1 protein-coding gene is annotated in these 12,467 nt (G+C 74.5%); it reads left to right on the forward strand.

The window, feature by feature from the left end:
- The first annotated feature begins 40 nt into the window (after positions 1-40).
- Positions 41-12,406 (forward strand): SDR family NAD(P)-dependent oxidoreductase, encoded by a 12,366-nt coding sequence (locus tag ACFZDL_RS10200; RefSeq protein ID WP_391190842.1) that lies wholly within the window; start codon positions 41-43, stop codon positions 12,404-12,406.
- Positions 12,407-12,467 lie beyond the last annotated feature (61 nt).

Here is a 12,467-nt window from a genome sequence, read left to right on the forward strand (position 1 = left end):
ACCTGACCACTGCACGTCTTTCAACGGGGGGGAACACCGAATGCTGGGCTCTGGTGACCGTGACACCGACGCGACTGTGCGGAGCCAGTGGGACGGACTGAGCGCCGACCAGCGGCGCGATCTCTTACGGCGCACCGTGACCGGCCTCGCCGCCGAGATCCTGGAGCGGACCGGCGGCGTCATGGAAGCGGGGCGTCCTTTTCGCGCCGCGGGCTTCGCCCGCTCCCATGAACGCCGGCTGCGGGAGCGGCTCGCCGCCGAGACGGGGCTGCCGCTGCCGGAGACCGTCCTCTTCGACCACCCCACCCCCAAGGCGCTCGCCACCCACCTGTACGAGCTGATGAGCGGCGGCACCGCGGAGGCCGTGGCCCCGCAACGGGCCGGCGCCGCCGACGACGAGCCGATCGCGATCGTCGGCATGGCCGCGCGCTTCCCGGGCGGGGTGCGCTCGCCGGAGGACCTGTGGCGGCTGGTGGCCTCCGGCCAGGACGCCATCGGGCCGTTCCCCACCGACCGGGGATGGGACACGGTGGCGCTCTTCGACCCGGATCCGGGCCACGCGGGCACCTACTACCAGCGGGAAGCGGGCTTCCTCGCCGACGCCGACAAGTTCGACCCCGATCTGTTCGGCATCAGCCCCCGCGAGGCGCTCGCCATCGGCCCGCAGCACCGGCTGCTGCTGGAGACGGCGTGGGAGGGCATCGAACACGCGGGGATCGACCCCGACTCCCTCCGGGGCAGCAGGACCGGCGTCTTCATCGGGGCCGTCGGCATGGACTACGGCCCCAGGCTCCACGAGGCCCCCGCCTCGATGGAGGGGTATCTGCTGATGGGCACCACCCCCAGCGCCTTCGCGGGCCGCATCGCCTACACCCTGGGCCTGGAGGGCCCCACCATCAGCGTCGACACGGCCTGCTCCTCCTCCCTGGTCGCCTTGCACTACGCGGCCCAGTCCCTGCGCCAGGGCGAATGCACCCTCGCCCTGACCGGCGGCGTCATGGTGTTCGCCACTCCCGGCATGTTCATCGAGTTCAGTCGCAAGCGGGCGCTGGCCCCCGACGGCCGTTGCAAGGCCTTCGGCAGTGACGCGAACGGCTTCGGTCTCTCCGAAGGCGCCGGAATGCTCCTCCTGGAGCGGCTGTCGGACGCCCGGCGCAACGGCCACCGGGTACTCGCGGTCGTACGGGGCTCCGCCGTCAACCAGGACGGCGCCTCCAACGGCTTCACCGCTCCCAATGGTCCGTCGCAGCAGCGGGTGATCCGGCAGGCGCTGGCGAACGCGGGGGTGTCGCCGGCCGAGGTGGACGCCGTCGAGGCGCACGGTACGGGTACCCGGCTGGGCGACCCCATCGAGGCCCAGGCGCTCCTGGCCACCTATGGCCAGGGGCGCGCGGAGGACCAGCCGCTGTGGCTCGGCTCGCTCAAGTCGAACATCGGGCACGCCCAGGCCGCCTCCGGCGTGGCGGGCGTGATCAAGATGGTGATGGCGCTGCGGCACGGTGAGTTGCCGCGCACATTGCATGTGGAACGTCCGTCGGGTGAGGTCGACTGGTCGTCGGGCGCGGTGTCGCTCCTCACCGAACACCGCGCATGGCCCGAGGTGGACCGGCCCCGCCGCGCGGGTGTCTCCTCGTTCGGCGCCAGCGGCACCAACGCCCACGTCATCCTCGAACAGGCACCACAGACACCACAGACACCGGCCGAGGAGGCCGGCACGGCCCCCGTGCCAGGGGCAGTGCCCTGGCTGATATCAGGCTGCGGCGAAAGCGCCCTGCGAGGCCAGGCCGCACGGCTACGGAACTGGCTCAGCACTCGAAGCGACGTGGACACCGCCGCGGTCGGTCACGCCCTGGCCACCCGCCGCGCCGCCCTGGACACCCGCGCAGCGGTCGTCGCCGAAGACCGCGAAGGCTTCCTGACCGGACTGGAAGCCCTGGCAACCGGCCGCCCGGCGACCGGTGTCGTGCACGGCACACCGGTACCAGGCGCCGATCAGGTGGTGTTCGTCTTCCCCGGCCAAGGCGCCCAATGGGTACGCATGGGACTGGAACTCGCCGAAACCAGCGAGGTGTTCGCGGCCCGCCTGACCGAATGTGAACAGGCCCTCTCACAGTTCGTGCCGTGGTCACTGCGGGACGTGCTGGCCGATGAGGACGCCCTGACCCGCGTGGACGTGGTCCAGCCCGCCCTGTGGGCAGTCATGGTCTCCCTGGCAGCCTGGTGGCAGAACCAAGGGATCACCCCCGCCGCCGTGATCGGCCACTCCCAAGGAGAGATCGCCGCCGCCTGCGTCGCCGGAGCCCTCAGCCTCCAGGACGCGGCACGCGTCGTGGCACTCCGCAGCCGCACACTGCTGACCCTCACCGGAGCCGGCGGCATGGCCTCCCTCGCCACCGACCCCGACACCGTGGCCGGACTCATCGAGGCATGGTCGGGGCAGGTGTGCATCGCCGCCGTCAACGGCCCCACCACCACCGTCATCTCCGGCGACCCAGAAGCCCTGACCCAGGTCATGGCCACATGCGAGGAACAACAGATACGAGCCCGGTCGATCGCGGTCGACTACGCCTCCCACAGCCCCCACATCGACACCGTCCGCGACCAACTCCTCAAGGACCTCGCCCCCATACAGCCACGCCCCGGCAACATCCCCATCTGGTCCACCCTCCACGAACGCCTCACCAACGGCTCGGACATGAACGCCGAATACTGGTTCCGCAACCTCCGCGAACCCGTCCGATTCGCGCCCGTGATCACCACCGCGCTGCACCAGGGCTTCGGCGCATACGTCGAAATCAGCCCCCACCCAGTGATCACCACCAGCATCCAGGAAACGGCCGAGGCGTCACAGACCCGGGCGGTCGTCACCGGTTCCCTCCGCCGTGACCAGGGCACCCGCGACCAGCTGACGCTCTCCCTCGCCGAACTCGCCGTCCACGGCACCCCCATCAACCGGCACACCACCCACCACCACCCCTGGATCGACCTCCCCACCTACGCCTTCCAACACCAGCGCTATTGGCTGGACGCGAAGGCGGCGGGCTCCTCCGTCGTGCTGCCGGGTGGTACGGCGCGTTCGCCGCGTCACCCGCTGCTGGCCACGGTCATGCCCCTGGCCGAGACCGGCGGGGTGATGCTCACCGGGCAGATCTCCCTGGCGGCCCACAGCTGGTTGGCCGACCACGCCGTCCAGGGAACGGTCCTGCTGCCGGGCACCGCGTTCGTGGAGCTGGCGATCCGTGCCGGGGACCAGGTCGGGTTCGGCCGGATCGCCGAACTCACCCTGCACGAGCCGCTGGTGCTCGCCGACCCGCGCGCCGTGGACCTCCAGGTCACCGTGGGCCCCACGCAGGAAACCACCGCCGAGCGGACCATTGTCATCCACTCCCGGCCGCGGGACGCCGCGCCGGACCAGCCCTGGACGCGCCACGCCGACGGTGTGCTCGCGCAGGTCCTCGGCCCGCCGACGCTCGGCGAGCCGGTGTGGCCACCGGCGGATGCCGTCCCCGTTCCGCTCCAGGACCCCTACGCCGCACTCGCCCGGCGGGGATACGAATACGGCACCGCCTTCCGTGGCCTGCGGGCCATGTGGCGCCGGGGTGAGGACATCCTGGCCGAGGTGGAACTGCCTGATCGCGCCGAGACCCCCGACGCGGCGGCCGGCGACGAACACTTCGGTGTCCATCCGGCGCTGTTGGACGCGGCCCTGCACGCCACACTCATCGCCGACGAGGCCGGCGGCGCGGTCCGGTTGCCGTTCAGCTGGCAGGGGGTGGCCCTGTACCGGGAGAACGCCCGGCGGCTGCGGGTGCGGTCCACCCCGACCGGCCCGGACACTCTGGCCGTACTCGTCACCGACCCGGCCGGGCTGCCGGTTCTCTCCGTCGAGAAGCTGACGCTGCGCCCCGCCGACCCGGCGCGGCTCGCCCGTGACGACAACGCCGGGCACCAGGACCTGTCCCGGCTCGTCTGGCAGCTGGCGCCCACTCCCGAGGACGGTATCCGGCCGCTGACGTACGCCGATCCAGCGGAGCTCCTGGACGAACTCGATGAACGCGGCGAACTGGACGCGCTGAAGGGCGAGCGGGCTCCGCACGCCGCGGTCACATTCCTCGGCACCGCCGCCCCCGGTGACCTCTCCGACGCCACCGCCACCGCCACCGCCGTCCACGGCGCGGTGGCCCGCACCGTGACACTGCTCCAGCGCTGGCTGTCAGAGGACCGGCTGGCCGCGATCCCGCTGGTCGTGGTCACCCGCGGCGCGGTGGCGGTCGACGGAGGCTCGCCCGACCTGGTGCAGGCGCCCCTGTGGGGCCTGGTGCGCACCGCGCAGACCGAGCACCCGGACCGGATCGTCCTGGTCGACCTCGACGACCGGGCAGACCCGACAGACCCGACAGACCCCGCAGACCCAGCCGGCGCGGCAGACCCAGCAGGCCCAGCAGACCCCGCAGACCCGTGGCGGGATGTCGCGGCGGCGTTGGCCAGTGGTGAACCGCAGGTGGCGGTGCGCGCCGGTGAGGTCCGCGTGCCCCGCCTGGTCCGCGGCCGCCGCGCGGGGCTGCTCGTCCCGCCGGCGGGCGAGCGGTGCTGGCGGCTGGAGACGGCGGCCCGGGGAACCGTGGAGAACCTGGCGTTGGTACCGGCTCCCGAGGCTGCCGAACCCCTCGCGCCCGGTGAGGTGCGGATCGGCGTGCGCGCGGCCGGTCTCAACTTCCGCGATGTCCTGGTGGCGCTGGACATGTACCCCGGTGAGGCCCGGATCGGGGGCGAAGGGGCGGGTGTGGTGCTGGAGGTGGCCCCGGATGTGACCGGTCTGCGGCCGGGGGACCGGGTCCTGGGCCTGTTCGAGGGCGCGTTCGGTCCGGTGACCCGCGCCGACCACCGGCTGGTGGCTCGGATACCGGACGGCTGGTCGTTCGAGCAGGCGGCGGCGGTGCCCGCCGCGTTCGTGACCGCGTACTACGGGCTGGTCGACCTCGGCGGGCTGGGCGAGGGGGCCGGGCAGCCGGTGGTGCTGGTGCACTCGGCCGCGGGCGGCGTCGGCATGGCGGCCGTACAGCTCGCCCGGCATCTGGGGGCCACGGTGCTGGCCACCGCCCACCCCGGGAAGTGGGAGGTGCTGCGGACCCACGGCCTGGCCGACCGTCACCTCGCCTCCTCCCGTACCACCGAGTTCGAGCAGCGGTTCCTGGAGGTCACCGAGGGGCGGGGCGCGGATGTCGTGCTGAACTCCCTGGCGGGCGAGTTCATCGACGCCTCCTTGCGCCTGCTCCCCCGCGGCGGCCGGTTCGTGGAGATGGGCAAGTCCGATCCGCGGGACGCCGGGCAGGTGGCCGGCGCCCATCCCGGGGTGCGCTACCGGGCCTTCGACCTCGCGGAGGCGGGTCCGGAGCGGCTGCGGGAGATCCTGGCCGAGGTCCTGAGCCTGTTCGAACAGGGGGCGTTGCGCCCCCTTCCGGCGCGCAGCTGGGACATCCGCCGGGCGGCGGAGGCGTTTCGCCATGTCAGCCAGGCCCGGCACATCGGCAAGGTGGTGTTCACCGTGCCGCCGGCGCTGGATCCGGGCGGTACGGCCCTGATCACCGGGGGCACCGGCACGCTCGGCGGCGCCGTCGCCCGCCGTCTGGTGGCCGCGCACGGAGTGCGCCATCTCGTCCTCCTCAGCCGGCGGGGCCCCAACGCGCCGGGCGCGGCCGCGCTCCAGGAGGAGCTGACCGCGGCGGGCGCGCGGGTCACCGTCGCCGCGTGCGACGCGGCGGACCGCGCGGATCTGCGGCGTGTGCTGGAGGCCATCCCGGCCGACCGGCCGCTGACGGCGGTGGTGCACGCGGCGGGCGCGCTGGCGGACGCGCCGCTGGAGGCGCTGACCCCCGGGCACTTCGACGCGGTGCTGCGGCCCAAGGTGGACGCGGCGCTGAATCTGCATGAGCTGACCGCCGGTCGCGATCCGGCGGTGTTCGTCCTGTTCTCCTCGGTCGCCGGGCTCTGCGGCACCCCGGGGCAGGCCAACTACGCCGCCGCCAACGCCTTTCTCGACGCCCTGGCCGAGCACCGCCGGGCCACCGGGCAGGAGGGGCTGTCCCTGGCCTGGGGCCTGTGGGAGGACCGCAGCGCCCTGACGGCGCATCTGGGCGAGGGCGACCTGGCCCGGCTGAGCCGGGGCACGGGCATCGTGCCCCTTCCGGCGAAGGACGCGCTGGACCTGTTCGATCTGGCTCTCCGGCAGGGCGAACCGCTGCTCGCCCCCGTGCGGCTGAGGCCGCCGGCCGGTGCCGCGGCGGACGGCCGGTCCCTCCCGCCGGTGCTCCGCGGACTCGTCGGCCCGGCCGCCCGGCCCGCGGCCTTCGCTGCCGGTCCCGCCGGACCCGCCGGGAGCGGCGCGCCGGCCGCCCGGCTGGCCGCGCTCGCCCCACAGGAGCGCCGCCGGGCGCTGACCGAACTGGTCCGGGGCGAGGCGGCCGTGGTGCTCGGGCATACCTCGGGGGACGCGGTGGACCCCGACACCCCCTTCGCCAGGCTCGGCGCCGACTCCCTCACCGCCGTCGAGCTGCGGAACCGCCTGTCGGCCGCGTGTGGCCTGCGGCTGTCCACCACCGTGGTGTTCGACCACCCCACGCCGGCCGCGCTGGCCGGGCATCTGTTCGCCGAGATGTCCGGCGCGTCCGGGGACACGGCGGCCCTTTCCCCCGCCCTCTCCCCCGCCGCAGGCCCTGCTTCCGTGGGCGCCGACCCGGTGGCCATCGTCGCGATGAGCTGCCGCTTCCCCGGTGGCGTCCATTCCCCGGAGGACTTCTGGCAGCTCGTCTCGCAGGGGCGGGACGCCCTCTCGGACTTCCCCGCCGACCGGGGCTGGGACCTTGACCAGCTGTACGACCCGAACCCGGGCCGCCCCGGCCGCAGTTATGTGCGCAGGGGCGGGTTCCTGCACGAGGCGGCCGAGTTCGACGCCGAGTTCTTCGGCATCTCGCCACGCGAGGCGCTGGCCATGGACCCGCAGCAGCGGCTGCTGCTGGAGACCGCCTGGGAGGCGGTGGAGCGGGCCGGGATCGCCCCGGCGTCCCTGCGCGGCAGCAGGACCGGGGTCTTCGTCGGACTGCTGCCCAGCCGGTACGGGCACGGCGGCACGCCCGCCGACGTGGAAGGCTATGTGGGGACCGGTTCCGCGATCAGCGTCGCCTCCGGGCGTATCGCCTACACCCTCGGGCTGGAGGGCGCGGCCGTCTCCGTGGACACCGCCTGTTCCTCCTCCCTCACGGCGCTGCACCTGGCCTGTCAGGCGCTGCGGCAGGGCGAGTGCGACATGGCCCTGACCGGCGGCGTGACGGTGATGCCCACGCCGGACACCTTCGTGGAGTTCTCCCGGCAGCAGGGGCTGGCGCCGGACGGACGTTGCAAGGCCTTCTCCGCCACCGCCGACGGCACGGCGTTCTCCGAGGGCGTCGGGATGCTGGTGCTGGAGCGGCTGTCGGACGCCCGGCGCAACGGCCACCGCGTCCTCGCGGTCGTACGGGGCTCCGCCGTCAACCAGGACGGCGCCTCCAACGGCCTCACCGCCCCCAACGGCCCATCCCAACAACGAGTCATCCGACAAGCACTGACCAACGCGGGACTCACCGCAACCGACATCGACGCCGTCGAAGCACACGGCACCGGCACCCGACTCGGCGACCCCATCGAAGCCCAGGCACTCCTGGCCACCTACGGACAAGGACGCGCGGAGGACCGCCCGCTGTGGCTCGGCTCGGTGAAGTCCAACATCGGCCACACCCAGGCCGCCGCAGGCGTCGCCGGGGTGATGAAGATGGTGCTGGCCATGCGGTACGGGCAGCTGCCCCCGACCCTCCATGTCAGCGAGCCCTCCCCGCACATCGACTGGTCGGCGGGCTCCGTCAGCCTGGTGACCGCGTCGACGCCGTGGCCGGAGACCGGCGCCCCCAGGCGGTGCGGCGTCTCCGCCTTCGGGATCAGCGGCACCAACGCCCACGTCGTCCTCGAGGCCGCCCCCGCCACCACTCCGTCCGGCGCCGATGTCGACACCGGTGTGCCACCGTCCGCCGGGGAAGCGGCCGGTGCGGGGGTGCCGCGGCCGTGGCTGCTGTCCGCGCACTCCGACGCGGCGCTGCGCGACCAGGCGCGGCTGCTCCTCGAACGGCTCGGGCGGGATACGGCCCCTGCCGCCGACGACGTGGCCCACTCCCTGCTCACCACCCGCGCCCCCTTCCCGCACCGGGCGGCGGTCACCACCCCGGACCCCGCCGAGCGCCTTCGCTGCCTGGCGGCGCTGGCGGCCGGGCGGCACCACCCGGGCCTGGTGCGGGGGGTGGCCGGTGGCACCGACCCGAAGGTCGTGCTGGTCTTCCCCGGGCAGGGCGGGCAGTGGCCTCGGATGGCCCGCGGCCTGCTGGCTTCCTCCCCGGTCTTCGCCGAGCGCCTCCAGGAGTGCGCCGCCGCGCTCGCCCCGTACGTGGACTGGTCGCTGATGGACGTACTGCGGCAGGCGCCCGGCGCGCCGTCCCTCGACCGGATCGACGTGGTGCAGCCCGCCCTGTTCGCGACCATGGTTTCGCTGGCCGCCACCTGGCGCTCGTACGGGGTGGAACCGGCCGCGGTGGTGGGCCACTCCCAGGGCGAGATCGCCGCGGCGCACATCGCGGAAATTCTTTCCCTCTCCGACGCGGCGAAGATCATCGCGCTCCGCTCCAAGCTGTTCGCCCAGGAACTCGCCGACGCGGGGGCGGTGGCCTCCGTGGCCCTGCCGGTCCAGCGGGTACGGGAGCTCCTGCCCCGCTGGGCCGGCCGGCTGGACGTCGCCGGCGTCAACGCGCCCAGCCTGACCGCCGTCGCCGGCGAGATGGACGCCCTGCGCGAGCTGGTGGCCGACGTCAAGGCGGAGGGCGTGCGGGCCCGGATCGTCCCTGCGACACCGCCGTCGCACTCGTTCCTCGTCGAGCGGCTGCGCGAGCGGCTGGCCGCCCCGCTCACCTCGCTGACCCCCAAGAACGGGGCGATCCCCTTCTACTCCACCGTCGCCTCGGGCGTCGTCGCCGGGGAGCGGCTGAACGCCGACTACTGGTACGCCAACATGCGGCAGCCGGTCGAGTTCGAGGCTGCCGTGCGGCAGCTGCTGGCCGATGGGCACCGCCTGTTCATCGAGTGCGGCCCGCATCCCACGCTCGGCACGGCCATCGAGGAGATCATCGCGGAGTCGGGCGAGGACGCGGCGGTCCTGGAGTCGCTGCGCCGCGACGAGGGCGACTTCGCCACGCTGCTGCGGTCGCTCGCCACCGCACAGGTCCACGGCGCCCCACTGGACGCGAAGGCCCTCTTCGCCGGCGTCCGCACACGCCCGGCCGAGCTGCCCACCTACCCCTTCCAGCGCACCCGCTACTGGCTCGACGCGCCCGGCTCCACCGTGCCCACCGCCCGGACGGGCCTGCGAGACGTCGGGCACCCGCTGCTGAGCACGGCCGTGGACCTGGCCGACGACCGCGGCGCGGTGTTCAGCGGGCGGCTGTCGCTCGCCGACCACCCCTGGCTGGCCGACCACGCCCTGGGCGACACGGTGCTGCTGCCGGGCGCGGCGTTCGTGGAGCTGGCGCTGCGCGCCGGCCACGGGACGGGATGCGGCCGGCTGGCCGAACTCACCTTGGAGGCGCCGCTGGTCATCCCGGACGAGGGCGGCCTCGTCGTCCAGGTGAACGTCGGCCCCGCCCAGGACGGCGGCCGGCGCGAGGTCACCGTCTCCGCCCGGCCCGAGGGGCGGCACGACGCGCCCTGGACCCGCCACGCCACCGGCACGCTCGACGCCTCCCCCACCACCGACGCGTTCGATGCCTCACCCGCCGCCGGGAGGGACGACACCGATCCCGCCGCCGCGTGGCCGCCCGCGGGCGCGCGGGAGGTCGGCACCGCCGACTTCTACGCCCGGTTCACCGGGCTCGGCTACCACTACGGGCCCGCGTTCCAGGGCGTGCGCGCCGTGTGGCGCGACGGCGACACCGTCTACGCCGAGGTGCGGCTGCCGGAACCGGCGGGGGACGGCGGCGCCTTCGGCCTCCATCCGGCGCTGCTGGACGCCGCCCTGCAGGCGGGCGGCCTGCCCATGGCCGAGGAGATGGCGGGGCAGCCGGCCGGTGGCGGTCGGCAGCGGCTGCCGTTCTCGTGGCAGCACGTGACCCTCAGCGCCTCGGGGGCCACCGAAGCCCGCGTGGAGATCACCCCGGCCGGCGACCACGGCATGGCGGTACGGATCACCGATCCGGCGGGCCGTCCGATCCTCTCCGTCGGCACGCTGGAACTGCGCCCCGTCTCCGCCGAACAGCTGCGCGCCGCCCGCTCCCGGCACCAGCGGTCGCTGTTCCAGGTGGACTGGACCGCGCCGCCGGTACCCGCCGCCCCGCCCGCGGACGAACCGCGCCATGTGTGGCTGGGTGAGACCGGTGGCGAGCACACCGAGTGGCTCGGCGCGCCGGGGCGGCCCGTGCCCGCCTACCCCGATCCGGCCGCGCTCGGCGCGGCACTGGAGGCAGGCGAAGTCCCCACCGACACGGTGGCGGTGTTCCGGCCGCACCTGCCGGGCGACGGTGCCGTCATCGGCGAGCCCGATTCCGTACGCGACGCGGCCGTCGCCCGGGAGACCACCCGGCGCACACTGGAACTGCTGCGGCAGTGGCTGGCGGACGAGCGGCTGCTCGACGCCCGTCTGCTGATTCTCACCCACGGCGCCGTGCAGGTCGCCGAGGGCGAGAAACCGCGCCTGGCGCAGGCACCGCTGTGGGGCCTGATCCGCTCCGCACAGGCCGAACACCCGGGTCGGCTGGTGCTCGTGGACACCGACGACTCGGCCGCCTCGCGGGAGGCGCTGCGCACCGCGCCGGCCACCGGGGAGCCCCAGCTCGCGCTGCGCGACGGTGCGCTGCTGGTGCCCCGCCTGGCCCCGGCCGCCGCCGGGCCGCCGACCCGGCCGCGCGCACTGCCCACCACGGACACCGCCACCGCCGCCACGACGGCGATCCGCACCGGCACCGTGCTCATCACCGGCGGCACCGGGGCCCTGGGCCGCGTGGTCGCCCGGCATCTGGTCACCGAGCACGGCGTCCGCCATCTGCTGCTGGCCAGCCGCAGCGGCGCGGCCGCGCCCGGAACGGCGGAGTTCACCGCCGAACTGTCGGGGCTGGGCGCCACCGTGGCCGTCGCCGCCTGCGACACCTCCGACCGGGAGGCGCTGGCCGGCCTCCTGGCCACCGTGCCCGCCGGCCACCCGCTGACGGCCGTGGTGCACACCGCCGCCGTCCTGGACGACGCGGTGGTCGACGCCTTGACCCCCGACCGGCTGGAGAGCGTGCTGCGCCCGAAACTGGACGGCGCGCTGCACCTGCACCACCTCACGGCGGGCCTGGATCTCTCCGCCTTCGTGCTGTTCTCCTCGTTCGCCGGAGTCATCGGGGCGGCGGGGCAGGCGAGCTACGCGGCCGCCAACACCTTCCTGGACGCGCTCGCCGCCCACCGCCGCGCCGACGGCCTGCCCGGGCTCTCCCTCGCCTGGGGGCTGTGGGCCGAACACAGCGAGTGGACCGCCGCGCTCGGCCAGGTCGACCGGCAGCGGATGGCCGCCCTCGGCATCCTGCCGATGCCCACCCCCGATGCCCTGCGGCTGCTGGACACCGCTCTGACCACCCCGCGTGCCCTGCTGGTGCCGACGGCCCTCGACCCGGCCCGTATCGACACGCGGGGACCGGCTCCGATCCCCGCCCTGCTCACGGGGCTGGCGCACACCACCGGTCGCCCGCTGCCCACGGCGGACGCCGACCTGGCCCGGCAGCTGCGCGCCGCCGCCCCCGACGAGCGCGACCGGCTGCTGCTGGACCTCGTCCGCACCCAGATCGCCGGGGTTCTCGGTTACCCGGACCCCGCCCGGATCGCCCCGGACCGGGGCGTGATGGACCTGGGGCTCGACTCGCTGACCGCCGTGGAACTGCGCAACCGGCTGGCCGCCGCGACGGGTGAGCGTGTTCCCGTCACCGCGCTCTTCAACCACTCCACCCCCAAGGCCCTGGCCGCCCACCTGGGCACCAGGCTGGCCCCGGCCTCCCCGGAGCCGCGCGAGCAGGATGTCGCCGGCGAACTGGACCGCCTCGTGGCGGGTCTGTCCCGGCTGGCCTCCGGCAGCGCGGAGCGGGCCACGGTCCGCGGACGGCTGGAGTCCCTTCTGGCCGGGTGGAACGCGGCTGAGCAGCGGGCCGGCGCGGAGCGGGCTGATGCGGAGCGGGCCAATGCGGAGCGGACCGGCGCCGCGCGGACCGGCGCCGTGCGGGCCGGCGCGGACTCGGTGGCGCAACGGCTCGAGAACGCCACCGCCGACGAAGTCCTCGCCTTCCTCAAGGACGAGTTCGGCAAGTCCTGACCGGCCGGACGGCCTTGGTCCCCCTCGATCTTCTGAATCACTTTTCACACCGAATGGGTTG

The sequence above is a fragment of the Streptomyces sp. NPDC007917 genome (genome assembly GCF_042959105.1).
Lineage (GTDB): Bacteria > Actinomycetota > Actinomycetes > Streptomycetales > Streptomycetaceae > Streptomyces.

What these genes read in the sequence shown, in the direction of transcription:
- ACFZDL_RS10200 (WP_391190842.1), top strand. Translation starts at nt 41, where the DNA reads ATGCTGGGCTCTGGTGACCGTGACACCGACGCGACTGTGCGGAGCCAG.